This is a genomic window from Albimonas pacifica (assembly GCF_900113695.1).
Classification (GTDB): Bacteria; Pseudomonadota; Alphaproteobacteria; order Rhodobacterales; family Rhodobacteraceae; genus Albimonas; species Albimonas pacifica.
Map to the genome: position 1 here is coordinate 85,860 of NZ_FOQH01000006.1, position 24,970 is coordinate 110,829.

A 24,970-nucleotide genomic window follows, 5' to 3' on the forward strand; every position below is an offset into this window, starting at 1 on the left:
ATCCATCGCAAGCCCCGATTTGCGGCAGGCCCCGCCGCGCCCGGGCCCCGGGCGCTCAGTCAAAGCGCTCAGTCCTGGTCGAAGCGCCGCTTCACGTAGCTGCCGGGCGCCGGCTCGATCGTGCCCAGCACCGCGCCGGGCTCGCGCGCGGCGACCATGCGGCCGGATTTCTTGCCCAGCCACGCCGCCCAGTCGGGCCACCACGAGCCGGGACGCTCCTCGGCGGTGGCGAGGTAGCCCTCGACGCTCTCGGCGTTCATGTCGCCGTCCACCCAGTGCTGGTACTTCTTCATCGCCGGCGGGTTCACCACGCCCGCGATGTGGCCCGAGCCCGCCACCACGAAGCGCATCTCCTTCACCCCGGTCATCAGCCGCGCGCCGCGGTAGACGGCGGCCGCGGGGGCGATGTGATCCTCCTTCGAGGCGACGTGGTAGACGGGGACCGAGACGTCCGACAGCGCCACCGGCATGTTCAGCACCCGCAGCTCGCCCCGGGTCAGGGCGTTCCCGTGGTAGAACTTCTCCAGGTAGTAGTGGTGGACCTTCGCCGGCATCGCGGTGGAATCCGCATTCCAGTAGAGCAGGTCGAACGGGAACGGATCCTTGCCCAGGTAGTAGTTCGAGACGACGTAGTTCCAGATCAGGTCCGAGGCGCGCAGCATGTTGAAGGTGGTCGCCATCGCCTCGGCGGGCAGGTAGCCCTTGGTCATCTGCTCGTCGACCACGCGCAGGGTGTTCTCGTCCACGAAGACCTGCAGGTCGCCCGCATCCTCGAAGTCGGTCAGCGCGGTGAAGAAGGTGCAGGACTTCACCCGCTTGTCGCCGGTCTTCTTCATGTAGGCGAGCATCGTCGCCGCCAGCGTGCCGCCGATGCAGTAGGCGGTGACGTTGAGCGTCTTCTGCCCCGTCTCCTCAAGCACCTTGTCGATCGCGGTCAGCGCGCCTTTTTCAAGGTAGCTGTCCCAGGTCTCGTCCTTCTGCCGCTCGTCCGGGTTGACCCAGGAGATCAGGAAGACGGTGAACCCCTGCTCGGTCATCCACTTGACCAGCGACTTCTGGGTGTTGAGGTCGAGGATGTAGTACTTGTTGATCCAGGGCGGGATGAACAGCAGCGGCGTCGCGTGGACCTGCTCGGTCGTCGGCGCGTATTGAATGAGCTGCATCACCTCGTTCTGGAACACCACCTGGCCGTCTGTCACCGCCATGTCGCGGCCGACCTGGAAGGCGTCCATGTCGGTCTGGCGGATGATCAGGCTGCCCTTCCCGCGCTCCAGGTCCTCGGCCATCATCTTCAGGCCGCGCACCAGGTTCTCGCCCTTCTGCTCGACCGTCGCCTCCAGCACCTCGGGGTTCATGGCGGCGAAGTTCGTCGGCGACATCGCCTCGACGAACTGCTTGGTGAGGAAGGCGATCTTCTTGCGGTCGCGGGGATCCATCTCCTCGCCCACGTCGTCGGCGACATGCTCAAGGTATTCCGCGGTCAGCAGGTAGGACTGCTTGATGTAGTCGAAGATCCGGTCGTCGGTCCACCGGTCGTGCTTGAAGCGCTTGTCGCCGCGGGCGGGGGCGGCGACGGGCTTGTGCGTCTCGGTCCCGAACCACTGGGCGGTGGCGCGGCGCATCAGCTCGGCCTGGGCGAGCCAGAGCTGCAACGAGCGCTCGGCCACCTGGTGGGGATGGTTGAGGAAGGCCTGCTGCAGCTCGGCCATGGCGGGCAGGGCGTTGAGCGGGTCGGCGTGGATCGGCCGGTCGTCCCTGGCCTGCGCCTGCATCAGGCGCATCCAGATGCCGTGGCTCTGCTCCATCACCTTGGCCATGTTGCCGGCGAAGGCGGTGTAGTCCGCGGCGACGTCCGCGGCCTGGGATGCAAGGTCGCGTTCTTCCATCTGGTCGTCCTCCGGGTCGAGCTCCGGCTCTTTGAGGCGGCCGAAGCTTCGGGTCGCGCGGGCCAGGGCTCTGGTCTGGCCTGCCGACGGTCGTTATGCTCGGGGACATAATGCATCCAATCGAGCAGGCGAACAAACCCGTGCGGACCACTGCGTCATTGTGCATCGCAGCAACAATGTTGCTTTGCGGAATCGTCGTCTCCGGCTGCGGGCTCGACGACCCGCTGACCGGGCCCAGAGGGGCCTTCGCCGGTCTCGACCTGCCTGAGACGCCGGAGGTGGAGGGCGACGCCTGGCCACGGCTGGCGGACGTTCCGGACATGCCGCCGCCGGGCGTCGTGGGCCCGGGCGCGCCGGATCCCGTCGCCGGCGCCCAGCTCGCCGAGAGCCTGAAGGTCGAGGCCGCCGTCGCCGCCGCGCGGGCCGAAAGCCTGGGCCAGCCGGTGCTGTCGCCGGCCGAGACCGCGCGCCTGCGCGCCGCCGGGCGCAGCGCGGCCCAGTAGGCGCGGGGCCTTCGCGCACGAAAAAGGGCGCCGCCCGGAGGCGACGCCCAGGAGAAGGGGCGAGCGGCCGTCAGGGTCGGCCCCAGGCCCCCATCCGGATCGCGGCGGCCGTCATCAGGCCGTAGGCGAGCATCCCCAGCGCCACGGCGCCGAACACCCCGCGCAGCCCGAGGTCGAAGACCTCGACCGCCAGCAGCCCGCCGCCGATGGCCACGAACAGGCGCGCGAAGCCCCCCAGCACCGGCCACAGCACCCGCCCCGCGCCCTGCGAGGCGAAGTAGAGCGCGAGACCCAGCGCGAAGAAGCCGTAGAACGGGCCGACGATGGCGAAATAGGCCCGCCCCGCGGCGCGCGAGGCCTCGGCCTCGACCGGCAGGAACAGGCCGAGCCAGAGGTCGGGGGCCAGCGCGCAGACCAGCCCCACGCCCCCCACGATCGCCGCCGCGGCGAGCGAGCCGGTCCAGGCCACGCGCAGCGCCCGGCCCACGTCCCCGGCGCCCACGCAGGCGCCGACCATCGCGGTCATCGCCGCGCCGATGCCGAAGACCACGGGGACCATCAGGAATTCGAGCCGCGCGCCCAGGCCGTAGCCCGCCAGCGCCGGCTCCCCGAAGCGGCCGACGAGGCCGACCATCGCCACAATCGTGGTCACCGTCTGGATCGCCGAGAGCGAGGCCACCAGCCCCACCCGCAGGATGTCGGCGAATAGCGCCCCCTGCAGCGGCGCGATCGCGCCCCGCAGGCTCAGACCCGACCGGCCCGACGCCCAGACCGCCAGCCCCGCCAGCGAGCCGATGGAATAGGCGATCACCTGACCGGCCGCGAGGCCCGCCATCCCCCACTCCGGGAACGGCCCCCAGCCCAGCGACAGCGCGCCGGCGGCGGGGATCGAGCCCAGCGCGGCCAGCAGCAGGATCAGAGAGGGCGTCGCCATGTCGCCCGTGCCGCGCACGGCCGAGAGCATGGCGTTGCACAGCCAGTGCGCGAAGCAGCCCGGGAAGAACACCGCCGCATAGGTCAGCGCCGCGGCCACCGCGCCGCCGCCGGCCTCGCCCCGCACGCCCGCCAGCAGCGCGAACAACGGCTCGCCGAAGGCCGCCATCAGCGTCGCGGTCAGGGCGGCGGCGACCAGCGCGATGACGCAGGCGTGCAGCGCCAGCCGCTCGGCCCGGCGCAGGTCTCCGGCGCCCAGCGCGCGGGCCACGGCGGCCGAGATCGCGCCCCCGAAGGCCCCGCCCGACAGCATCTGGGTCAGCATCACGAAGGGGAACACCATCGCCAGCCCCGCCAGCGCCGAGACGCCCAGCCGTCCCGCGAAGCCGGCCTCGGCGATCGAGACGGCGGCGGTGACCCCCATCGCCAGCACGTTGGGCGCGGCCATGCGCGCCAGCGTCGGCGCGATGGGCCCGGTCAGCAGGCGGCGGGTGCGGGCGGCGCGGGCGGTCTCGCGCGCCTCGGCGCGGGTGGGGACGGCGGCGAGGGTCATCTCAGGCGGCCTTTCCCATCGGCATCACGAACAGCGTGGCCGAGCCGTGGGCGTAGAGCTTGCCGTCCGCCTTGCCGTGCAGCCGCGCCTCGGTGGTCACCATCCGCCGGCCGGCGTGGATCACCGTGCCGGTGCAGGTCAGCGTGCCGGTGGTGGGCAGGATCGCGCGGGTGTAGTTCACCTTCAGCTCGGCGGTGGTGTAGCCATGCGCCGGCGGCAGCACCGTGTGCGCCGCCACCCCCAGCGCCGAATCCAGAACCGTCGCCGCGAAGCCCCCATGCACCGTGCCCAGCGGGTTGAGCAGGAAATCCGAGGGCTCGGCGTCGAATCGCACCGAGCCGGGCTCGATGTCGTAGGGGATGCCCATGCCGATGGTGGCCCCGATCGAGGGGCGCGAGCCGATCTCCCCCGCCACCAGGGCGCGCATGTAGTCGAGCCCGCTCAGGCGCATCGCGGCGGTGGGGTCGAAGCTGGCGACCTCGTAGTCGTAGGTCCGGCTGCGGGTGGCGACGGGGGGCGTGGCGTCGGTCATCGGGGCTCCTCGGGCGCGGCATGTGGGTTCTGTTTCGGAACGCACCCCGACAGTGCGTTCCCTTTCGGAACGTGTCAAGCCGTGCTATATCCCAGCCATGCGCTGGAACGAGCTGAGCGACGAGACCTGTCCGGTGGCCCGGGCCCTGTCGGTGATCGGGGACCGCTGGACGCTGCTGATCCTGCGGGACTGCTTCCGCGGGACCCGCCGGTTCGAGCGTCTGCAGGAAAGCCTGGGCGTCACCCGCCACGTGCTCGCGGATCGCCTGCGCAAGCTGGAGGCGGCCGGGGTGCTGGAGCGCGTGCCGTACCAGGAGCGTCCGCCGCGCCACGAATACCGGCTGACCGAGCGGGGCCTCGACCTGCAGCCGGTGCTGCTCAGCCTGGTGGGCTGGGCGGACGCGCATGTGCCGGTCGAGGGCGGCCCGCCGCTGGTCTACGAGTTCCGCGACGACGGCGCGCGGATCGAGCCGGTGATGGTCGACGCGCGCAGCGGACGTCGGATCACGCCGCGCAACATCCGCGCGCGGCTGCGCTCGGCCGAGGGCTGAGGCCGGGCTCCGCGCCGCTCAGCGCGGCGCGCGGGCGCCGAGGAACCGGCGCGCGACGACGGCCTGGGCGGCGAGCAGGGCCGCCCCCTCCCGATCCAGCCGCATCTCCATCGCCCGGGCCGCCGCGGCGCCGTCGCCGGCGCGCAGGGCGGCCAGGAGCTCCGCCGCCCAGGCCCCGTCGCCGACGTCGAGGGCGGCGGCCGGGATCTCGACCAGCTCGCCCAGCATCCGCGCGACGAAGCCGCAGGTGAAGCGCATCAGGGGGTTGGCGCTGGCCGCGGCCAGCGCCTCGTCGAAGGCGAGGCCGGCGGCGCGGCGCACGTCCGGACGCACGGCGGCGAGCACCGGGCCCGCGGCCTCGGCCAGCGCATCGACGTCTGCAGGGGCCGTCGTCGCGGCCAGGTCGGCGGCGAGCACCGGCATCAGCGCGCGGCGCAGCGCCAGCAGGTCCGCGAGCTCGGGCCGCTCGAAATAGAACAGGTTGGCGAGCAGCAGGGCGGCGTGATCGCCGCTCACCGGGGTGATGAAGGCGCCGCCGCCGGGGCCGGTGCGCGTGCGGATCAGGCCCTGCGTCTCCAGCACCCGCAGCGCCTCGCGCACGGTGCCCTTGGAGGCGCCGAGGATCGAGATCAGCTGGGCTTCCTGGGGGAGGCGGTCGCCGGGGGCGAGCGCCTGCTCCACGATCCAGTCCTTCAGGGTCTCGGCGATCGCCTGGGGCCGGCTCAGGCCGCGTTCGGCGGCGCGGCGGCGGGCAGGGGGCCTTCGGGACGGGGCGGAGGATGACGTCATGTGGGGCGTTCGGGAATCAGGATCGGACGAGCGCCCCGGCCACCGCGCCCGGCCGGGCGGCGGGTCCGTGGCGACAGGCTTGGGACACGCGGTCGACCGGGGAGGCCTACCGCTCTTGGTCTATAGTGGCATGAAGATGACTTGAAAATCTTTATTAGCGCCCAGTCGCGAACTTCCGCTGCGGCGTGTTCGCCAGAAGGCGATTTCCGTGATTCCAGACGAGCGCGGCGTTTGTTGAAAGAATTCCCATGATGATTAGCCGCTGCTTCATGGCGACCTTCCCGAGGCCCGCCGCCCCCCCGCGAATGCCCCGTCCGGCCGCAGGAGGAGCTGCCCGGCCGCGCGCCCCGAAAGCCCCCGCCGGCGCGACGCCGGGCCGCTCCTCCGGGAGATCCCAGGCTTGTCCTGCCGGCGCCCCGCCTGCGGGCCGTCGCTCGGGGGGCGATCCCGGGCGACGGGCGCGGGGGACCGGCCCCGCGGGCCGCGTTGCAGCGGCCAGGCGTCTGCAGGGGGCCCGCCGCGATCCGCCGGAAACGCGCCTTGGACGGGATGCCGTGGGCGGCGCGGTTCCCGCCGCGGGCCTTCGGCGGCGCGTCCTCGACGCTCCGCTTCCCGGGTCCCGTCGTTCGTGACCGCCGTCGCTGCGGGATCGTCGGCGGTCGCCGCGAGGGTCCGCCCGCCGGCGCCGACGGTCGACGTCACGCTGCGCGCGACCGACGGCTGCGGCGGCGTCCGGTCCTCCCGCGGCTGCGCACGGCCCTCCCGGCGGGAGGCGCGGGGGGCGGCGGGGCGCGGGTCGGCGCTCCGCCCGCTTGCTCAGAAAGCGAGGTCGAGCGACAGGCGGGCGCCGGTGTCGCCGGCGTCGGTGGCGAGCGCCGAGAGCCGGGCGGCCGCGACCTCGCCCAGGCCGGGATCGACGCGCCGCCAGGTGATCGCGGCCTCCCAGCTCTGCTCGATGTAGAGGGCGTCGCCGGTGAAGCGGGTCTCCGACAGCTCCACGCCCAGCAGGTGCATCGGGCGGATGCCGTCGGGGGCGGAGATCGGCCGCTCCGCCGCCACGGCGTTGCGCATCGCGATGTTGTCGAGGTCGTAGTCGACCCGCCGGCCCGCGTATTCGAAGGGCAGGGTGGTCAGGCTCGAGACGCTGTTGAGCACGCTCACCGAGGTCCCGTCGGCGGCCTGCAGCGTGTAGCGCGAGGCGACCGAGCCGCCGGCGATCCAGGCCGCGCCCGCGTCGGTCTGCGCGCCGAGGCCGCCCTGCGCCATCAGGCCCAGCGTCCAGTTGGGCGTCACCTCGGCCAGCAGGCCGACGCCGGCGGCGCCGTTCAGCCGGTGGGCGCCGCCGGTCGCGGCCCAGCTGACCGGGGCCGAGAACACCACCTGCGCCCGTCCGCCGTAGCCCAGCGGCGCCGCCGCCGTGGCCGTGCCCGAGAAGCCGTCGGGCGCGCCCGCCTCCACGGGCCCCGCGCCCGGCAGGCCGCCCCTTTCGCCGCGCCAGCCCGCGCCGCGGAGGTCCTGGTCGCCGGCGCCCAGGCCGCGGAGCATCATCACCGGGCGCCCGCCGCTCTCGGTCAGGCTGGAGGTGTAGAAGAACGAGTCGATCCCGCCCGTCGCCATCAGGGTCATCGTCGACCAGGGGTTGCCCGCCACCGGGTCCCTCGAATTGTGGGCCGCCGACCACTGCAGGTAGGCGGTCTCGATCGTCGAGCGGTGCTTGCGCCACAGGCGGCGCAGGATCCGCTCGGCGTCGCGCCCGGTCTCGGCGGCGAAGTCGCGGTCGAGCCCCAGCAGCGGCGCGGTCAGGCTCAGGCGGCCCGCGTCCGCGTCGTAGCGCGCGCTCGCCCAGTGCCCGGCCACGTCGATGCGCGCCTCGCCCTCCGGAAGGTGCAGCGCGCGGAGGGAGCCCAGCAGCGTGTCCAGCGACAGGTCCGCCGGCATCTCGAAGTCCGGCGTCGCGCCCGAGGCGGTGATCTGCGCCTTGGGCAGGCGATCCGGCAGGCCGAAAGGCAGGGCGCCGTAATAGGCGCCCGAGACCGAGAACTCCGGCGTGGTCAGCGTGGCGGAAGCGGCGGGAGCGAAGTGGATCGGCCGCCCGGTCGGCGTCGGCTCGGGGAACAGCCACACCGGCTCCTCGCGGCGCAGCTCGCGCAGGGGGCGCGGCAGGCGCGGGCCCCAGCGGCGGGGCGCCTCGGAGAGGGCGCTGCAGCAGGCGCCGTCCCCTGCCGAAGCCGAGGCGTCCTCCGTCCCGTCGGCGGCGGCGGGGACGGCCGTGGCGAGCATGGCCGCGGACAGCACGGCCAGGACCTGAGGCGTTCGGCGGACCATGGGCTCTCGACTCGCAATCACAGCGTTTCCTCTCAGGAAAGAAAGGCCCCAGCCGTAGCGGAACGTCAACCGATAACGGCGCCTTTCCGCCATGTTCTGCCTCGCAGGCCGTTAGCAACCGATTAATCCCGGGGCGGCCTCCGCCACGGATTCGTCGCCAAGCTTCCTTCGACCGGCGGGCCCGAGTCGGGTTAGCATCGCGCCCTCGTCTCGCCCCTGCCGGAGGTCCGCCGATGCCCAGCATCAACATCGATTTCGTCCAGGATCTGCTGTCGGCCCTGCGCCTGAACGACCGGCCGTGGTCGGGCGCCTCCGGCGGCGCCCCGGACCGGCGGCTGGAGGAGGCCTGCGCGCGGTTGATGAAGCCGGGGGGCGAGGCCTCGCGCATCGCCGCGGCGGCGGAGGCGCTGGAGGCCTGGCAGCGGCTCGACCCCGCCCAGCGCGCCGCCTTCTTCCGCCGGCTGCTCGACGACCTCGGCCCCGACGTCGACGCCCTGCGCGGCGCCTACGCCGCCTGGGAGGCCGCGATGGCCGCGCGCCGGACCGAGGCCCCCGACGCCCCCGAGCAGGAGAGCCCGGAGGCCGCCTTCGCGCGCCTCTTCGAGGCGGTCGAGCCGCGCCGGCAGGGCCTGCTGCGCGCGCTCAACCTCTGCCCGGGGGGCACCATCGCGCTGGTGCGGATGCGCGAGGACCTGCTGGCCGCCGCGAAGGCCGACCCCTCGCTGGCGCCGCTGGACGTGGACTTCGCCCACCTCTTCGCCTCGTGGTTCAACCGCGGCTTCCTGGTGCTGCGCGAGATCGACTGGAACACGCCCGCCGCGATCCTGGAGAAGATCGTCGCCTACGAGGCGGTGCACGAGATCCGCGACTGGGACGACCTGCGCCGCCGGCTGGACCCGGCCGACCGGCGCTGCTTCGCCTTCTTCCACCCCGCCACCGGCGACGAGCCGCTGGTCTTCGTCGAGGTGGCGCTGACCGACGGCGTGCCGGGCGCCATCGCGCCGGTGCTGGAGGGGGGCGGGGCGATGAACCCGCGGGACGCGGACACGGCGGTGTTCTACTCGATCTCCAACTGCCAGGGGGGGCTGAAGGGGGTCACCTTCGGCTCGTTCCTGATCAAGCAGGTGGTGCAGGAACTGTCGCGGGAGCTCCCCAACCTCAAGACCTTCGTCACCCTCTCCCCCGTGCCCGGCTTCGCCGCCTGGCTGGAGCGCACGGCACAGGACGATCCGCTCGCCGCCGACCTGCGCGCGCGCCTCGCCGCCGGCGCCTGGCGCGAGGACGAGGCCGAGCGCAAGGCCCTGGTCCCGCGGATGGAGCGGCGCACGGCGCAGTACCTGCTGGAGGGCAAGCGCCGCGACGGGCGCCCCGAGGATCCCGTCGCCCGCTTCCACCTGGGCAACGGCGCGATGCTGGCCGAGGTGCACTGGCCCGCGGACCTCTCGGACAGCGGCATCGAGCGAGGCTGCGGGGCGATGGTGAACTACCTCTACGACCTCGACCGGATCGAGGCCCGCCACGAGGCCTTCGCCAAGGAGGGCGCGGTGGCCGCGGCGCCGGGCGTGAAGCGCCTGCTGAAGTCGCAGGAGAAGGCGGCCTGAACCCACGCCCGCGCGCCCCGCTCCCGCCCGCCGCCCCGCCGCTCGTCGGTGCGGCGGGTCTGGGAGGCGGCCCTGGGCGGCGGGTCAGGGCAAGGCGGCGACGGGTCCGTGCGGCGCGCGCGGCCGGGGCGCGGACGCTCCCCGGACGACGTTGACGTGAGCGTCCCGTGCGGCGTCGCTTCCCGGCCGACCGGCTTGCAGCGGACGCGGCGAGCCATCAGGATGCCTGCGCGTGTCCGCCCCCCCGCAATCCCGGCCGCCGGTCCCTCGACCGCGCCGGATCGCGCGGGCGGCGGGACGCGCCGCAACGACAGGACGCGCCCTCCGCCCCTCCCTGCGCGAGGGCGCCCCCACGCCAGGGAAGAGACGCACCGAATGCCCGACACCGCCCCGCTGACCATCGAGCCGCTTCCGCTGCCCGAGCACGAGTTCCGCACCCTGCCGGGCCGCATGCGCCGCCACGCGGCCGAGCGGCCCGACCATCCCGCGATCCGCGAGGGCGAGCGGACGCTGACCTGGGCGCAGACCTGCGCGCTGGCCGAGCGGGCGGCGAAGCTGATGATCGCGAAGGGCCTGACCCGGCGCGCCGTCGTCTCGATCGTCGCCGACACGCCGATGGACTATTGCGTGGCCTATCTGGCGGGGCTCGCGGCCGGGGGCTGCGTGGCGCCGATGCCGGTCACCGCCTCGGACGAGACGCTGGCGACCATGATCGCCGACGCCGCGGCGCCCTGCGTGGTCGCCTCCGCCTCCCAGAAGGACCGGGTCGAGGCGATCCTCGCCTCGAAGCCCGAGCTCGCGGGCGTGGCGAAGCTCTCGCTCGACTTCGAGGCCGACGGCTGGACGAAGCTGCTGGACATGGACCTGCCGGCGCCGGCGGCGGGCGAACTGCCGCAGATCGAGCCCGAGGACCTGTTCAACATCATCTACTCGTCGGGCACCACCGGCATCCCCAAGGGGATCGTGCACACGCACCTGTTCCGCTCGCGCCAGATGCCGCGGTTCACGATGAACGGGGTCTCGGGCGAGAGCCGCACCCTGCTGACCACGCCGCTCTATTCCAACACCACGCTGGTCGCGATGATCGCGACGCTCGCCGAGGGCGGCACGGCGACGTTCCTGCCCAAGTGGAACACGCAGACCTGGCTCTCGACCGTCGAGGCCCAGAAGATCACCTGCTGCATGCTGGTGCCGGTGCTGGTGCAGCGCCTGTTCAAGGCCGAGGAACTGGCGAAGACCGACATCTCCTCGCTGGAGCTGACGATCTGCACCTCCTCGCCGCTCGCCGCCGCGACCAAGACCGAGATCATCGCCCGCTGGCCCGGGCGGTTCATCGAGCTCTACGGGCTGACCGAGGGCGGGGTCTCGGCGATGCTCGACCTCAAGGCGTTCCCCGACAAGGCGGGCTCGGTCGGGCAGCCGGCGCTGAACTCGGACCTGGCGATCCTCGACGACGACGACCGGCCCGTGCCCCAGGGCGAGGTCGGCGAGGTGGTCGGCCGCTCGCCCGCGATGATGGCGGGCTACCACGGGCGCAACGACCTGACCGAGAAGGCGCTGATGCGGCTCGAGGACGGGCGGGTGGTGTTCCGCTCGGGCGACCTCGGGCGGATCGACGCGGACGGGTTCCTCTACATCGTGGGCCGCAAGAAGGACATGATCATCTCCGGCGGCTTCAACATCTACGCCACCGACCTCGAGGACGCCCTGCACGCCCATCCCGACGTGACCGAGGTGGGCGTGGTGGGCGCGCCCTCGGAGGAGTGGGGCGAGACGCCGGTGGCGGGCGTGGTGCTGCGCGCGGGCGCGAGCGCCGACGCGCAGGCGATCCTGGACGCGGCCAACGCCAGGCTGGGCAAGACCCAGCGCGTCTCGGCCCTGCACGTGATGGAGGCGCTGCCGCGCAACGCGGTGGGCAAGGTGCTCAAGCCCGACCTGCTGGCGGCGGTGAAGGACCGGGCGCCGGACGCGCGCATGTCGCGCTGAGCGCCGGCCCCGCGGGGCGCCGCGTCGGGCGTCCCGCATGTGGGGGGCGTCCGGCCCGCGGCGCGCGGCGGAGGTCGGGCCTGGGGCGCGGGCCTCGCGAGGCGGGGCTCGCTCGGCCTTGCGCGCCTCGCGGCGCGCGCCGGCGGGCGCCGGCGGGGGCGCTTCTGGAACCCACCCGAGAACAGGCGCTCCCGGCGGGGCGGGGCGCCTGCGCCGGACGGCCGGCGGGGGCGTGGCGTTAGGGTTGGGAAAACGTCTCCCAGTCATGCTAGGCCAAGGCAACGTCCCCCCTCCGGAGGCCTGAATGGAACGCTACAGCGTCTTCGCCCTCACCGCCGTCATGGCCGTCGTCTTCGCGATCCTCGCCGCCTTCGCCCAGATCCTCGCCTGGCAGGTGATCCTGTGGATCGGCTCGGCGGCGATGCTGGCGCTGTTCGTCGTGGGCATCCGCGACCTGGTCCAGACCCGCCACGCGATCCTGCGCAACTACCCCGTCATCGGCCACATGCGCTGGCTGTTCGAGGGCATCCGCCCCGAGATCCGCCAGTACCTGATCGAGAGCGACGAGGACGAGGAGCCGTTCTCGCGCGAGGCCCGCTCGCTGGTCTACCAGCGCGCCAAGAACGTCGAGGACAAGAAGCCCTTCGGCACCCACGAGCATGTCTACGACCCCGGCTACGCCTGGATGACCCACTCGGTCGCCACCAAGCATGTCGAGGACTGGGACTTCCGCGTCGAGGTCGGCGGGCCGGAGTGCCGGCAGCCCTACGAGATCTCGCTCTACAACATCTCCGCCATGTCCTTCGGGGCGCTGTCGGGCAACGCCATCACCGCGCTGAACACCGGCGCGCGGATGGGCGGCTTCGCCCATGACACCGGCGAGGGCGGGATCTCGCGCTATCACCGCGCGGGCGGGGGCGACCTGATCTTCCAGGTCGGGACGGGGTATTTCGGCTGCCGCGACAAGAACGGGAACTTCTCGCCGAAGCTCTTCCAGGAGCAGGCGGCGGACCCGCAGGTGAAGATGATCGAGCTGAAGCTGAGCCAGGGCGCGAAGCCCGGGCACGGCGGCATGCTGCCCGCGGCCAAGATCACCCCCGAGATCGCCGAGGCGCGCCATGTGCCGATGGACGAGGACTGCATCTCGCCGCCCTCGCACTCGGCCTTCTCGACGCCGCTGGAGATGGTCGACTTCCTCGGCCAGCTGCGCGAGCTGTCGGGGGGCAAGCCGGTGGGCTTCAAGCTCTGCATCGGGCACCGGCGGGAGTTCATGTGCATCGTCAAGGCGATGCTGGAGACGGGGATCTATCCTGACTTCATCGTGGTCGACGGCTCGGAAGGGGGCACGGGGGCGGCGCCGCTGGAGTTCTCCAACCACATGGGCATGCCGCTGCAGGACGGGCTGGCGATCGTGCACAACACCCTGATCGGGGCGGGGGTGCGCGACCGGATCCGCATCGGCGCCTCGGGCAAGGTGGTCTCGGCCTTCGACATCTGCCGCACGATGGCGATGGGGGCCGACTGGTGCAACTCGGCTCGCGGCTTCATGTTCGCGGTCGGCTGCATCCAGGCCCAGGCCTGCCACACCAACGAGTGTCCGGCCGGCGTCGCCACCCAGGACAAGCTGCGCCAGCGGGCGGTGGACGTGACCGACAAGTCCGTGCGGGTGGCGAACTTCCACCGCAACACGCTGAAGGCCGTGGCGCACATGATCGGGGCGGCGGGGCTGGAGCATCCGGGCGAGATCAGCCCCTATCACTTCAACTTCCGCCAGAAGATGGGCGAGACCATCGAGGGCGACCTGATCTTCAACCCGATCCCCGAGGGCAGCCTGCTGGACGGCACCTGCGAGGTCGAGGCGCTGATGTCGCGCTGGCGGCGCGCGCGCGCCGACAGCTTCGAGCGGCCCGAGCGCATCGCCTCCCACCGTCCCGGCCACAAGGTGCGCCGCGCGGTCGAGCGCGCCCCGGCCGAGCCTGCGGCCGGCGGCGGCGGAGACGCGGTCCGGGCGAAGGCCTGAGCGGGCCGGTCGGGCGCCCCGCGCGCCGCTGCGCGGCCCGCGAGCCCGCCCGCCCGGCCCGACGCCTTGCGGGAACCATCGGGGCGGGAACCATCGGGGCGGGATCCATCGGGGCGGGATCTATCGGGGAGCGACCGCGCAGGCCCTCCGGCGCGAGTCCTTGATCTCGGCCTCCGCGAGCGGGCACGGGCGCCGCGCCGACGGGGCGTCGAGCTCCTGTGGCCAGGCGGGCAGGGGCGGGGGGCTTGTCGAGACGCCGCCGCCGCTGTCCGACCGTTCCGGCCGACTGCGGGGTCGGTCGCGGACACGGGGCATTGCGCCGGGTCGGGGCCGGCCCCCGGGCGACGCCGCCGGGTCGTGACGGGTCCTCGGGCGCCGGCGCCCGAGCGGGGCCGGGCGACCGCGGCTCAGACCAGCTTTTCGAGGAAGCCCGCGAGGTCGTCGGTCTGGTGCTGGACGTGGGGCGGCGCCTCCGCCTCGCCGGCGGCGGGATCGACCCAGACCGTCTCCAGGCCCAGCTCGCGGGGGGCGCGGAGGTTGCGGGGGTCGTCCTCGAACATCGCCGCGCGCTTCGGGTCCAGCCCGTCGGCGCCGAAGATGCGGGTGTAGGCGGCGGGCGCCGGCTTGGGGGTGTAGAAGGCGCTCTCCACCCCGTAGAACGCCTCGAACAGGTCCTCGATGCCGATCGCCTCGGTCACCTGCCGGGCGTAGCGCGCGGTGCCGTTGGTGTAGACGATCGAGCGGCCGGGCAGGGCCGCGATCGCCGCCCGCAGGCGGGCGTTGCGCTTCAAGGGCGCGAAGTCGATGTCGTGCACGAACTCCAGGAACGGGTCCGGGTCGATGCCGTGATGGATCATCAGCCCCGCCAGCGTGGTGCCGTGGTCGTGCCAGTAGGCGCGGCGCAGGCGGCTCGCCTCGGCCTCGTCCACCCCCAGCTCGCGGATCACGAAGGCGGCGATCTTCGCCTCGATCTGGTCGAACAGCCGCTCCTGCGGGGGGTAGAGCGTGTTGTCGAGGTCGAACACCCAGGTCTCCACCCGTGCGAAGGCGCGGCGGAGGGCGTCGGGATCGGGGTCGGGGGAAAGCGTGGCGAGGCTCATGGCGCGGCGATAGCATCCGCCCGCCGCCGCGTCCATCGACGCGCCGCCGCGGGCCCCTGCGGTTGCGGGCGGCGCGGGCCGCCCCACATTGATCCTCAACCAGAACGGAACACGGACGGAGGACCGGCATGCACGCGGCGGACGAATGGCGCGGGGCGCAGGGCAGGCGCTGGGCGAAGGGCGCCGAGGCGCAGGACCGGTTCCTCGCCCCGTTCGGCGAGGCCGCGATGACCGCCCAGGGCCCGGTCGCGGCGCTGCGCGTGCTCGACCTGGGCTGCGGGGCGGGGGCCACCACCGTGCAGCTCGCGCAGGCGGGGGCGCGGGTCACCGGCCTCGACGTCTCGCCCGACCTGGTTGCGATGACCCGCGCGCGGATCGCGGCCGCCGGCCTCTCCGGGGAGGCCGCCGAGGCGGTGGAGGCGGACGCCGCCCTCGCCCCGCCGCCCGGCCCCTACGACCGGCTGTTCTCCCGCTTCGGCTGCATGTTCTTCGACGCCCCCGAGCCCGCCTGGCGCACCCTGCGCCGGAGCATGGCGCCCGGCGGCTGGCTGACCGCGGTCGCCTGGCGGACGCTGGAGGAGAACGAGTGGGCCTCGCTGGGCTTCGCCGCCGCGCGCGAGGCCTTCGAGGAGGCGGGCGAGCCCTTCGCCCCCGCCGCGCCCCCCGGCGCGCCGGGACCCTTCGGCTGGGGCGACCCGCAGGTCGTGCGCCCCTGGCTGGAGGGGGCGGGCTGGCGGGAGGTGGCCTTCGCGCCCCTCGACCTCTCGACGCCCGCCGCCGCGCCCGACGACCCCGACCCGGTGGAGAGCGCGACGACCCGCGCGCTCGAGTCCGGTCCCGTCGCCGGGCGCCTGCGCGACGCGCCCGAGGCCCTGCGCGAGGCGGCCGCGGCGCGCCTGCGCGCGCGCTTCGCCGAGCGGGCCGCGCCGGGGCGCCTGGAGCTCGCCTGCGGCGCCTGGATCGTCACCGCGCAGGCCTGAGCCGGCTGGCCGTCCGTTCATCCGCAAACGTGCAATCGCGTCCCGCGCAGTGGGCGTTGCGGGCCGAAGCTGACGCAGCGTCCCGCAGCGTCCAATTGATCCGTGAGATCAACTTCACCTCCCATCTACTTGAGTGCGCGAGCTTTTGGCGAAACGTGGCCACAACAGGGCAACCATGGCGGCGAAACCCATGTAATTAACGCATTTTCGCGTGACCGGGCCGCCGGGTTGGGTTAACCTGCTTGCCAATACAACAAGGCGCGGACGGCGAAACAAAAAGACCGGCGCGTCGGTGAATCGAGCGGCAACCGACCCATCCCAAATCCGCGTGTCCGGGGGACTTCGTCCCGCGCGAACGCGCAAGCCCGAGGCAGGCGGCTCGGGGCGGGTCCAGAACATACAGGCGGGCGACATGTCCCTCACTCTCATGATTCCGGAGCAGACCGAGCTGTCTCCGCGCATCACCGTCTTCGGCGTGGGCGGGGCGGGCGGCAACGCCGTCAACAACATGATCGAGCAGGCGCTGGACGGGGTCGACTTCGTCGCCGCCAACACCGACGCGCAGGCGCTGCAGCAGTCCAAGGCCACGCGCCGCATCCAGCTGGGCACCACCGTGACCCAGGGCCTGGGCGCGGGCGCGAAGCCGCAGGTCGGCTGCTCGGCCGCCGAGGAGTCGATCGAGGAGATCGTCGAGAGCCTGCACGGCGCGCACATGTGCTTCATCACCGCCGGCATGGGCGGCGGCACCGGCACCGGCGCCGCCCCGGTCATCGCCCGCGCCGCGCGCGAGATGGGCGTGCTGACGGTCGGCGTGGTCACCAAGCCCTTCCACTTCGAGGGCGCGCGCCGCATGCGCTTCGCCGAGGCGGGGATCGAGGAGCTGCAGCGCGTCGTCGACACGCTGATCATCATCCCCAACCAGAACCTGTTCCGCCTGGCCAACGAGCGCACCACCTTCGCCGAGGCCTTCATGATGGCCGACGACGTGCTCTACCAGGGCGTCAAGGGCGTCACCGACCTGATGGTCCGCCCCGGCCTGATCAACCTCGACTTCGCCGACGTCCGCTCGGTGATGGACGAGATGGGCAAGGCGATGATGGGCACCGGCGAGGCCGCGGGCGATGATCGCGCCGTGCAGGCCGCCGAGAAGGCCATCGCCAACCCGCTGCTGGACGAGATCAGCCTCAAGGGCGCCCGCGGGGTGCTGATCAACATCACCGGCGGCTACGACCTGACGCTGTTCGAGCTCGACGAGGCCGCCAACCGCATCCGCCAGGAGGTCGACCCCGACGCCAACATCATCGTCGGCTCGACGCTGGACCCCGACATCGACGGCGTGATGCGCGTCTCGGTCGTGGCCACCGGCATCGAGGCCGAGGAGACCGTGCGCGACATCCCGCGCCCGGTGCGCGCCGCCGACGCCCGCCCGCTGGAGGTCGCGCCCGCGGCCGAGCCGGTCGCCGCCCAGGCCCAGCCCGCGCCGCAGCCGGTCGCCCAGCCGACCCCGGTCGCCCGCGTGCATGACTTCGACGAGCGTCCGCTGGCCGAAGCGCCCGCCGCCGCCCCCGAGGCCGCGCCCGCCAACCGCTTCGAGCAGGACGGCGCCTTCATCGCTCCCGCCGCCCAGTCGGCGGAGGAGGCCGAGGCCGAACCGGCGCCCGCCGCCGCCGCGCCCCGCGTCGCCGGCGAGCCCACGCCCGAGACGCTGGCCCGCCTGCAGGCCGCCGTCTCGCACCCGGCCGATCCCGCGGCGCGCCGGCGCGAGACCCCGGCCGCCCAGCCGACGCCCGCCGCGCGTCCGGCGCCCGCGGCCCAGCCCGCCGCGCGCCAGGAGACCCGCTTCGGCATCAACAGCCTGATCCACCGCATGACGGGCTCGGGCGACTCCTCCGCCCGTCCCGCCAGCCGCGAGCCCAGCCTGCACGGCCGGGGCGACGACCAGGCCGAGGCCGACCGCCAGCGCGAGATCCCGGCCTTCCTGCGCCGCCAGGCCAACTGAGCCTCCGCCGCCGGCCCTGCGGGGCCGGCGACGCCGCGCCGACCCCTGCCGCCCGGCCTCGCGCGATCGAGGCCGGGCGGTTTCGCGTTCGGGCCGCCTCCGGCCCGTCGCGAGGAGGGGATCGAGGGGGGTCGCGCGACCCCGGTCTGTTCATGTAGTCTGTTCATCTTGATTGATCCGACGGGCGCCGGGACCGCCCGCATGCCGGCTTGGGGGAGACGATGTTCGAGGTGCTCGTGGGCGTTTTCGCCATCGCCGCGATCGGCTTTCTGGCCGCCGCGGCGGCCCTGGTGCGCCCGTTCAGGCCTTTCGGCACCCGCCTGAGCGCGCTGCGGGGCGTGGGACTGAGCTTCCTGTGCGCGGTCGCCGCGATGTTCGGCGCGGCGATCCTGACCGACGCGCCCGTGCGCCTCGACCCCGGCGAGGACCGCTCCGCGCTGAACGTCGACGACCAGCTCGTCGCCGTGCCCGTCGAGCGCGACGCGGCCGGGCGCACCCGCGCCGAGCGCGTCGCGGCCGAGGCCGCCGCGCTCGCCGCCTCGCGCGCGGCCGAGGCGGCCGAGGCGACGCCCGCCGCCCTCGCCGCGCCCGGCCCGGCGGCCGCGGCCCCCGCGCCGCCCCCGGCCGCGGTGGGCGCGCTGATGGCCGCGATCGACGCCGCGAAGTGGCAGGCCGCCTCCCGCGGGCTCGCCGAGCTGCGCGGCGGCGGCTTCGACCTCGGCGAGACCCTGGTCGCGGCCGAGCGCGCGGCCCGCGCGCGGGTGCGCGGCGTCCCGCCCTCCGACCCCGCCTCGGCCCGCGACGGCTACCTGCTGCTCGCGGCCCTCGACCCCGCCGACGCCACCTATCCCGAGAAGGCCGAGAGCTTCGCCGCCGCCGCCGAGCGGGTGGAGACGGTGGACCTCGTCGACCGGCTCGACCGGCGCGAGGACGAGGACGGGACGATCTGGCTCGAGCATCCCGACCGCCCCCGCGCCCTCGGCGACCGTTCGACCGTCACGCTCGCCATCGGCCGCAAGGGCGACGGGCCGCCGTGGCTGGAGATGCGCACCGTCTACGCGGGCCGGAGCTGGCTGTTCGTGGACCAGGTGAAGGTCTCCCACGGCGGGACCACCGACACCCTCGCCTTCGGCTGGTTCGAGCGTCAGCAGGGCGCCGCCGCCTACGAGTGGCGCGACGAGCGCCCCGACCCCGGCCAGGTCGAGATCCTGCGCCGGCTGGCCCGGGCCGACGACGCGATCCTGCGCTTCCAGGGCATGCAGGAGGGGCGCGACGAACCCTTCCCCCGCGCCGACCGCGCCGCGCTGGCCGATATGCTCGAGGCCTGGGACGCCCTGCGGGCCGACTGATCCCGCCCGCGCGGCCGCAGTTTCCCGCCCCCTCCGCGAGCCTGAAAACGCCGACGTCCCAAGGACTTGCCGCGCTGCGTGAGGCCCTGTCGCAAAGCGTTGCAAAGCTTGATTTGTATGGAAACCCCCATGGGCCTACCTGCAGGTCAACAAAGAAGTCGGCGACAGACTTCCCGGCAGGCGAGCAGTGAGAGAGAGGGCGAGACAGTGCAGGCCACCGTCAGATCGGCGATCGAGTTCCGCGGCTTCGGCCTCCATTCCGGCCGGCCCGTCCGGCTGCGCATCCTGCCCGCCTCCGTCAACTACGGCATCTGGTTCAAGCGCGTGGACGTCGACGCCGACGGCTCCGGCCGCGACTCCATGATCCACGCCCGCTGGGACCTGGTGGCCGACACCCGCCTGTGCACGGTGATCCGCAACCGCGACGGCGTCTCCGTCTCGACGATCGAGCATGTGATGGCCGCGCTCGCCGGCTGCGGCGTGACCAACGCGCTGGTCGAGATCGACGGGCCGGAAGTGCCGATCATGGACGGCTCGGCCGTGGCCTTCGCCGAGGCGATCCGCGGCGCCGGCCTCGTCGGCCTGCGCGGCGAGGCCCGCGCGATCCGCATCCTCAAGCCCATCGAGGTCGAGGACAACGGCCGCCTGGCCCGTCTGGAGCCCGCGGACAACTTCGAGATCGACTTCGGCATCGACTTCGAGGACGCCGCCATCGGCGCCCAGTCGCTGACCCTGACGCTGGTCAACGGCGCCTTCATGGAGCATCTGGCCGACTGCCGCACCTTCTGCCGCCAGGCCGAGGTCGAGGCGATGCAGAAGGCCGGGCTGGCGCTGGGCGGCTCGCTCGACAACGCCATCGTGGTGGACGGCGACACGGTGCTGAACCCCGGCGGCCTGCGCCGCCCGGACGAGTTCGTGCGCCACAAGATGCTCGACGCCGTGGGCGACCTCGCGCTCGCCGGCGCGCCGATCATCGGCCGCTACGTGGGCCGCCGCGCGGGCCACGAGATGAACAACAAGGTGCTGCGCGCGCTGTTCGCCAACCCCGACGCCTGGCGCGTCGAGGTGGCGGCCGAGCCGACCCGCCACGGCCTGGGCCTCGGCCTGCGCGCCGCCGCCTGAGGCCGCCGGCGCCGCGCCTGACGCCGACCCCCGATCCCCGGCCGCGCGACCCGATCGCGCGGCCGTTCTCTTTTCCGGCAGGGCCCAAGGGATGTCGCTTCCCGCATCGCGCCGCGCCTCGACCCGGGGGGCCCCGCACCCGATCCGCGGCCGCGCCCGGCCCGTCGCGCGCATCCCGCGTCGGCGGCCGGCATGAGCGGTCCGCGCACGATCGTCGTCGGCGCCGGCGTGATCGGCGCCGCCTGCGCCTGGGCGCTGGCCCGCGCCGGCGCGCAGGTCACGCTGGTCGAGGCCGCCGCCGCCCCGGGGCAGGGCTGCTCGGCCGCCTCCTTCGGCTGGCTCAACCTCTCGGTCTCCGGGCCCGGCGACGATCTCGAACTGCGCGCCCGGGCGCTCGCCGCCGCCCGCGCGGCCCCCGGCTTCGCCGACCGCCGCGGCGCCCTGGTCTGGGAGCAGGCCCCCGAGGCGACCGAGGCGCTCTTCGCCCGCCTGCGCCCCCACGATCCCGCCGCCCGCATGGTCGCCGCCGCCGAGGCCGCCGCGCTGGCGCCCGAACTGCGGGCCCCGCCCGCGCTCGCCGTCTTCGCCCCCGACGAGGGCGCGGTGGAGCCGACGGAGACCGCGGCCCTCCTCCTCGCCGCGGCCCGCGCGTCGGGCGCGCTGGGTCTCCTCCAGGCCCCGGTGCAGAGCCTGTTGGAGCGCTCGGGCCGGGTCGCGGGCGTGGTGCTGGGCGGTCCCGATCCGCGCCAGCTCGAGGCCGACCACGTGGTGCTGGCCGCGGGCGCGGCCTCCGCCCGGCTGCTGGCGCCGCTCGCCCCCGAGGCGGCGGCGGGGCTGGGCCTCTCGCCCTCGGTGCTGGTGCGGGTTCCCGGCGGCCGGGCGCTGTCGCGAATCCTCTGCGGGCCCGAGCTCGAGGCCCGCGCCACCCCCTGCGGCGACGGCGTCGCGCCCGGCGCCGCGATCGTGACCGCCGAGGATCCGCCCGCCGACGCCGCCGACCCCGCCGCCCTGCGCGCCTTCGCCGAGCGGCGGGCCGAGGCCCTGCGCGACCTGCTGCACACGCCCTTCGCGCCGCGCGCCGGGGCGCCCGCCCGCGCGCTGCTGGCGCAGCGCCCGATGCCCGCGACGCGGCCGTTCGCGCCGCTGGACGCGGGCGTCGCCGGCCTGACGCTCGCCTGCGCCCATCCCGGGGTGATCTTCGCGCCCTTCCTCGCCGCGCGCGTCGCCGCGCGGGTCGCGGGGCGCGCGGCATGAGCCTGCGCAGGGCAGGGCGCCGCTGCGTTCCGGGCCGTCGCGGGGCGCCAACCGGCCCCGCGGCTTCTCGGCGCCCTTGCGGCTCCCCGCCCCAAGGCCGTAAACCCTTAGCGCGCGCCCGGACCCCGGGGCCGGCGCAGACGACCACCTGACGTCGGACCAAAGGAACAGCGATGATCCGCCGCCCCGCGCTCGCCCTCATGGCCCTGCTGGCGCTCGCCGCCTGCTCCGACGACGGGTCCGACGATCCGTTCTACGATCCCTATTCGCAGCGCACCGCCGCCTCGATCTTCGCGGAGGGCGAGTCGCAGCTCAACTCCGGCGACCCCGTCGACGCCGCCCACACCTTCGAGGAGTTGGAGCGCGTCCACCCCTATTCCGAGTGGTCCAAGCGCGCCATGATCATGGCCGCCTACGGCTACTACCAGGGCGGCGAGTACGACAGCGCGGTCACCGCCGCGCAGCGCTACATCGCCTTCTTCCCCTCCGACCAGGACGCGGCCTACGCCCAGTACCTGATCGGCATGTCCTTCTACGACCAGATCGTCGACGTGCAGCGCGACCAGGGCTCGACGCTCCGCGCGATCCAGGAGTTCGAGGAGGTGGTGCGCCGCTACCCCAACTCCGACTACGCCCGCGAGGCGCGCCTGAAGATCGATCTCGCCCGCGACCAGATGGCGGGCAAGGAGATGACCATCGGCCGCTACTACCTAGGCCAGAACAACTACATCGCCGCGATCAACCGCTTCAAGACGGTGCTGGCGCTCTACCAGACCACCTCCCACGCGCCCGAGGCGCTGTACCGGCTGGTGGAGGCGTACCTGAGCCTCGGCATCAACTCCGAGGCGCAGACCGCCGCCGCGATCCTGGGCTACAACTTCCCGGGCTCCGAGTGGTATGCCGGCGCCTACGACCTGATGCAGGGCGCCGACATCGCGCCCTTCGAGGATCGCGAGAGCTGGATCTCGAAGCTGTTCCGGCGGGTGACCACCGGCGACACGATCTGATCGCAAGCCCATGCTTCGGTCGCTGGAGATCCGCGACATCGTCCTGATCGAACGGCTGGACCTGGAACCCGGGTCCGGCCTGAACGCCTTGACCGGCGAGACCGGGGCCGGCAAGTCGATCCTGCTCGATGCGCTGGGCCTCGCGCTCGGCGCCGGCGGGCGCGCCGACATGCTGCGCGCCGGGGCCTCGGAAGGCGCCGTCGCCGCCGTCTTCGACTTCCCCCTCGACCACCCCGGCCGCGAGATCCTGGCCGAGGCCGGCCTCTCGGCCGAGGACGACGAGGTGATCCTGCGCCGCCGCCTCTCCGGTGGCCGCCTCACCGGCTTCGTCAACGGCCAGCGCGCCCCCGCCGAGGTGCTGCGCGCGCTCGGCGAGACGCTGGTCGAGATCCACGGCCAGCACGACGACCGCGGCCTTCTCAACCCCCGCGGCCACCGCGCCATCCTCGACGCCTTCGCCGGCAGCCTGCCCCTGGTGGACGAGACCCGCGCCGCCTGGGACGCCATGCGCCGCGCCGACATGGCGCTGGAGACCGCCCGCGCCGAGGCCGAGGCCGCCGCCCGCGACGCCGAGTTCCTGCGCCACGCCGTCGAGGAACTGGGCAAGCTCGCCCCCGAGGCCGGCGAGGACGAGGCGCTCGACGCCGAGCGCCGCCTGATCAGGTCCGCCGCCAAGATCCGCGAGGACGTGGCCCGCGCCAACCAGGCGCTCGGCGCGGACGAGGGCGCCGAGGGCCGGATGCTCGACGCGATCCGCTGGCTCGACGGGGCCGCCGACGCGGCCGAGGGTCGTCTCGAAGGCGCGCTCGCCGCCCTCGACCGCGCCATGGCCGAGCTCGGCGAGGCCCAGGTCGGCGTCGAGGCCGCGCTCGATGCGCTCGCCTTCGATCCCGGCCGGCTCGAGATGGTGGAGGAGCGCCTCTTCGCGATCCGCGGCCTTGCGCGCAAGCATGGCGTCGCGCCCGACGACCTGCCCGCGCTGTCCGAGAGCTTCGCGACCCGCCTCGCCGCCATCGACGGCGCCGAGGCGCAGATCGCCGACCTCGAGCACGAGGCCGCCGCCGCCCGCCGCGCCTACGAGGCGGCGGCAGCCAGCCTCACCGAGGCGCGCGCCGGGGCCGCCGGCCGCCTCGACGCCGCCGTGACCGGCGAGCTCGCCCCCCTCAAGCTGGAGCGCGCCCGCTTCGCGACCGAGGTCGCCCCCGGCGCCCCCGGCCCCGAGGGCGTCGACCGGGTGGAATTCCGCCTCGCCGCCAACCCCGGCGCGCCGGCGGGCCCGCTGGCGCGCGTCGCCTCGGGGGGCGAGCTCTCGCGCGTGCTGCTGGCCCTGAAGGTATGCCTCTCGGGCGCGGCCGAGGGCCGTGCGATGATCTTCGACGAGATCGACCGCGGCGTCGGCGGCGCCACCGCCGCCGCCGTCGGCGCCCGCCTCGCGGCGCTGGCCGCCTCCGGCGCGCAGGTCCTGGTGGTCACCCATTCCCCCCAGGTCGCCGCCCGCGCCGACCGCCACTTCCGCATCGAGAAATCCGTCGCCGACGGCCGCACCCGCACCGACGTCCACCGCCTCCCCGACCCCGAGCGCGAGGCCGAGATCGCCCGCATGCTCGCCGGCGAGACGGTCACCGACGCCGCCCGCGAGGCCGCCCGCGCCCTCCTCGCGGGCTGAGCCCACCCCCCGCCGCCTGCCGCCCCGCAGATCGCCCGGGCGCCCCTTCGCGACGCCGGCAGCCCTCGCAAAGCGCCTGTTCTCCGGAGCCGTCTCTCGCGGATGCCGCCCGGAGCGACTCGGCCCCCGGGGTCAAGGATCGCGCAGCGACCGCGCGAAGCGCGGCTTGTCCTTGACCCCGGGGGCCGAGTCGCTCAGGCATCGCAAGCGAGAGACGGATCCGGAGGACAGGCGCGGGCTTGTTCTTGGGTGAGTCAGGAGCCCGCCGGAGGCTCCCGCCCCCGACGCTCCGCCCCGACGCACGCAGCAAGCGGGCCGCAGCCAAGCCCGCCCGCAGGGCGCCTGCGGACCCGCCCCTCAACCGAAGGCGAAGCCGCCGCCCGCCTCCGCCGGCGCCGTCCGGATCAGGCGCGAGGTCAGCACCGCCGCCTGCCGGTGCACCACGGCCTTCTGGTAGTCCGGGTTCATCATCATCTCGATGAAGGCCGAGGCGGCGGGATAGGCGGCGACGAAGACCTCGTCCCAGCGTTCGTCCTGCGGCCCGATCAGCACCGTGCGGAAGCCGCCGCGCCAGACGATCCGGCCGCCGAGCCCTGCGAAGACCGGCCCGCTCTCGCGCCCGTACTCGGCGTAGGCCTGCGCCCCGGTCAGCCCGCGGCCCGCCAGCGCGTGCCCCTCGGGGTAGGCGGCGCTCTCGCGGAACCGGACCAGGTTCAGCATCTGCACCGGCTCGTCGCGGGGCAGGGCCTTGAAGGCCTCCCACTGGGCGCGGTCGGGGTCGACGCAGCGGTCGGGGCTGGGGGCGTCGGTCATTC

19 protein-coding genes are annotated in these 24,970 nt (G+C 74.1%); 12 read left to right on the forward strand and 7 right to left on the reverse strand.

The window, feature by feature from the left end; genetic code table 11:
• Window positions 1-68 precede the first annotated feature (68 nt).
• A complete protein-coding gene (locus BM064_RS14235; protein ID WP_092860462.1) occupies window positions 69-1,886 on the reverse strand; it encodes a PHA/PHB synthase family protein in 1,818 nt (605 codons plus the stop codon).
• A gap of 176 nt (window positions 1,887-2,062) precedes the next feature.
• Between BM064_RS14235 and BM064_RS14240 the strand changes: the two genes are divergently transcribed.
• Window positions 2,063-2,389, forward strand: a complete 327-nt coding sequence (locus BM064_RS14240) for a hypothetical protein (RefSeq protein WP_092860463.1) — start codon at window positions 2,063-2,065, stop codon at window positions 2,387-2,389.
• Window positions 2,390-2,459: 70 nt separating this feature from the next.
• On the opposite strand, the gene BM064_RS14245 is transcribed toward BM064_RS14240, so the two are convergent.
• On the reverse strand, window positions 2,460-3,875 hold the full coding sequence (locus BM064_RS14245; RefSeq protein ID WP_092860464.1) for an MATE family efflux transporter: 1,416 nt from the start codon (window positions 3,873-3,875) through the stop codon (window positions 2,460-2,462).
• A 1-nt stretch (window position 3,876) separates the two neighbouring features.
• On the reverse strand, window positions 3,877-4,407 hold the full coding sequence (locus BM064_RS14250) for a PaaI family thioesterase (RefSeq protein ID WP_092860465.1): 531 nt from the start codon (window positions 4,405-4,407) through the stop codon (window positions 3,877-3,879).
• A gap of 97 nt (window positions 4,408-4,504) precedes the next feature.
• Between BM064_RS14250 and BM064_RS14255 the strand changes: the two genes are divergently transcribed.
• Complete coding sequence (locus BM064_RS14255) at window positions 4,505-4,957, forward strand: winged helix-turn-helix transcriptional regulator (protein ID WP_092860466.1); 453 nt, start codon at window positions 4,505-4,507, stop codon at window positions 4,955-4,957.
• A gap of 18 nt (window positions 4,958-4,975) precedes the next feature.
• On the opposite strand, the gene BM064_RS14260 is transcribed toward BM064_RS14255, so the two are convergent.
• Together BM064_RS14260 and BM064_RS14265 are read right to left on the reverse strand one after the other, a co-directional pair.
• Window positions 4,976-5,746, reverse strand: a complete 771-nt coding sequence (locus BM064_RS14260; RefSeq protein ID WP_092860467.1) for a FadR/GntR family transcriptional regulator — start codon at window positions 5,744-5,746, stop codon at window positions 4,976-4,978.
• Window positions 5,747-6,562: 816 nt separating this feature from the next.
• Window positions 6,563-8,071: a hypothetical protein gene (locus tag BM064_RS14265; protein ID WP_092860468.1), complete on the reverse strand. Its 1,509-nt coding sequence runs from the start codon at window positions 8,069-8,071 to the stop codon at window positions 6,563-6,565.
• Between the two features lie 233 nt (window positions 8,072-8,304).
• On the opposite strand from BM064_RS14265, the gene BM064_RS14270 reads away from it, so the two are divergent.
• The 3 genes from BM064_RS14270 to BM064_RS14280 all read left to right on the forward strand — a co-directional run bounded on the left by BM064_RS14270 (window position 8,305) and on the right by BM064_RS14280 (window position 13,678).
• On the forward strand, window positions 8,305-9,672 hold the full coding sequence (locus BM064_RS14270) for a malonyl-CoA decarboxylase (protein ID WP_092860469.1): 1,368 nt from the start codon (window positions 8,305-8,307) through the stop codon (window positions 9,670-9,672).
• Window positions 9,673-10,047: 375 nt separating this feature from the next.
• The gene (locus BM064_RS14275) at window positions 10,048-11,658 is read left to right on the forward strand and encodes a class I adenylate-forming enzyme family protein (protein WP_177236264.1); all 1,611 of its coding nucleotides are present in this window, start codon (window positions 10,048-10,050) and stop codon (window positions 11,656-11,658) included.
• 304 nt (window positions 11,659-11,962) lie between these two features.
• On the forward strand, window positions 11,963-13,678 hold the full coding sequence (locus BM064_RS14280; protein ID WP_092860471.1) for an FMN-binding glutamate synthase family protein: 1,716 nt from the start codon (window positions 11,963-11,965) through the stop codon (window positions 13,676-13,678).
• 407 nt (window positions 13,679-14,085) lie between these two features.
• On the opposite strand, the gene BM064_RS14285 is transcribed toward BM064_RS14280, so the two are convergent.
• Window positions 14,086-14,778 (reverse strand): pyrimidine 5'-nucleotidase, encoded by a 693-nt coding sequence (locus BM064_RS14285; RefSeq protein ID WP_092860827.1) that lies wholly within the window; start codon window positions 14,776-14,778, stop codon window positions 14,086-14,088.
• A gap of 128 nt (window positions 14,779-14,906) precedes the next feature.
• On the opposite strand from BM064_RS14285, the gene BM064_RS14290 reads away from it, so the two are divergent.
• The 7 genes from BM064_RS14290 to recN all read left to right on the forward strand — a co-directional run bounded on the left by BM064_RS14290 (window position 14,907) and on the right by recN (window position 24,155).
• Window positions 14,907-15,758, forward strand: a complete 852-nt coding sequence (locus tag BM064_RS14290; protein WP_092860472.1) for a class I SAM-dependent methyltransferase — start codon at window positions 14,907-14,909, stop codon at window positions 15,756-15,758.
• Window positions 15,759-16,170: 412 nt separating this feature from the next.
• Entirely contained in the window at window positions 16,171-17,757 is a 1,587-nt protein-coding gene (ftsZ, locus tag BM064_RS14295) for a cell division protein FtsZ (RefSeq protein WP_092860473.1), read from the forward strand.
• Between the two features lie 221 nt (window positions 17,758-17,978).
• Window positions 17,979-19,106, forward strand: a complete 1,128-nt coding sequence (locus BM064_RS14300) for a hypothetical protein (protein ID WP_092860474.1) — start codon at window positions 17,979-17,981, stop codon at window positions 19,104-19,106.
• A gap of 207 nt (window positions 19,107-19,313) precedes the next feature.
• Window positions 19,314-20,228 carry a UDP-3-O-acyl-N-acetylglucosamine deacetylase gene (gene lpxC, locus BM064_RS14305; protein ID WP_092860475.1) on the forward strand — a complete coding sequence of 305 codons (915 nt, stop codon included), beginning with the start codon at window positions 19,314-19,316 and terminating at the stop codon, window positions 20,226-20,228.
• A gap of 192 nt (window positions 20,229-20,420) precedes the next feature.
• Window positions 20,421-21,482: an FAD-dependent oxidoreductase gene (locus tag BM064_RS14310; RefSeq protein WP_092860476.1), complete on the forward strand. Its 1,062-nt coding sequence runs from the start codon at window positions 20,421-20,423 to the stop codon at window positions 21,480-21,482.
• Window positions 21,483-21,655: 173 nt separating this feature from the next.
• Window positions 21,656-22,489 carry an outer membrane protein assembly factor BamD gene (locus tag BM064_RS14315; protein ID WP_092860477.1) on the forward strand — a complete coding sequence of 278 codons (834 nt, stop codon included), beginning with the start codon at window positions 21,656-21,658 and terminating at the stop codon, window positions 22,487-22,489.
• Between the two features lie 10 nt (window positions 22,490-22,499).
• The gene (recN, locus tag BM064_RS14320) at window positions 22,500-24,155 is read left to right on the forward strand and encodes a DNA repair protein RecN (protein ID WP_092860478.1); all 1,656 of its coding nucleotides are present in this window, start codon (window positions 22,500-22,502) and stop codon (window positions 24,153-24,155) included.
• A gap of 357 nt (window positions 24,156-24,512) precedes the next feature.
• On the opposite strand, the gene BM064_RS14325 is transcribed toward recN, so the two are convergent.
• On the reverse strand, window positions 24,513-24,968 hold the full coding sequence (locus tag BM064_RS14325) for a DUF1330 domain-containing protein (RefSeq protein WP_092860479.1): 456 nt from the start codon (window positions 24,966-24,968) through the stop codon (window positions 24,513-24,515).
• Window positions 24,969-24,970 lie beyond the last annotated feature (2 nt).

Coding starts and splice junctions, on each gene's coding strand:
- BM064_RS14250 (WP_092860465.1), bottom strand. CDS start 4,407: ATGACCGACGCCACGCCCCCCGTCGCCACCCGCAGCCGGACCTACGAC.
- BM064_RS14285 (WP_092860827.1), bottom strand. CDS start 14,778: ATGAGCCTCGCCACGCTTTCCCCCGACCCCGATCCCGACGCCCTCCGC.
- BM064_RS14235 (WP_092860462.1), bottom strand. CDS start 1,886: ATGGAAGAACGCGACCTTGCATCCCAGGCCGCGGACGTCGCCGCGGAC.
- BM064_RS14270 (WP_092860469.1), top strand. CDS start 8,305: ATGCCCAGCATCAACATCGATTTCGTCCAGGATCTGCTGTCGGCCCTG.
- BM064_RS14275 (WP_177236264.1), top strand. CDS start 10,048: ATGCCCGACACCGCCCCGCTGACCATCGAGCCGCTTCCGCTGCCCGAG.
- BM064_RS14325 (WP_092860479.1), bottom strand. CDS start 24,968: ATGACCGACGCCCCCAGCCCCGACCGCTGCGTCGACCCCGACCGCGCC.
- BM064_RS14265 (WP_092860468.1), bottom strand. CDS start 8,071: ATGGTCCGCCGAACGCCTCAGGTCCTGGCCGTGCTGTCCGCGGCCATG.
- BM064_RS14240 (WP_092860463.1), top strand. CDS start 2,063: ATGTTGCTTTGCGGAATCGTCGTCTCCGGCTGCGGGCTCGACGACCCG.
- recN (WP_092860478.1), top strand. CDS start 22,500: ATGCTTCGGTCGCTGGAGATCCGCGACATCGTCCTGATCGAACGGCTG.
- BM064_RS14260 (WP_092860467.1), bottom strand. CDS start 5,746: ATGACGTCATCCTCCGCCCCGTCCCGAAGGCCCCCTGCCCGCCGCCGC.
- BM064_RS14310 (WP_092860476.1), top strand. CDS start 20,421: ATGAGCGGTCCGCGCACGATCGTCGTCGGCGCCGGCGTGATCGGCGCC.
- BM064_RS14245 (WP_092860464.1), bottom strand. CDS start 3,875: ATGACCCTCGCCGCCGTCCCCACCCGCGCCGAGGCGCGCGAGACCGCC.
- BM064_RS14290 (WP_092860472.1), top strand. CDS start 14,907: ATGCACGCGGCGGACGAATGGCGCGGGGCGCAGGGCAGGCGCTGGGCG.
- BM064_RS14255 (WP_092860466.1), top strand. CDS start 4,505: ATGCGCTGGAACGAGCTGAGCGACGAGACCTGTCCGGTGGCCCGGGCC.
- BM064_RS14300 (WP_092860474.1), top strand. CDS start 17,979: ATGTTCGAGGTGCTCGTGGGCGTTTTCGCCATCGCCGCGATCGGCTTT.
- ftsZ (WP_092860473.1), top strand. CDS start 16,171: ATGTCCCTCACTCTCATGATTCCGGAGCAGACCGAGCTGTCTCCGCGC.
- BM064_RS14315 (WP_092860477.1), top strand. CDS start 21,656: ATGATCCGCCGCCCCGCGCTCGCCCTCATGGCCCTGCTGGCGCTCGCC.
- BM064_RS14280 (WP_092860471.1), top strand. CDS start 11,963: ATGGAACGCTACAGCGTCTTCGCCCTCACCGCCGTCATGGCCGTCGTC.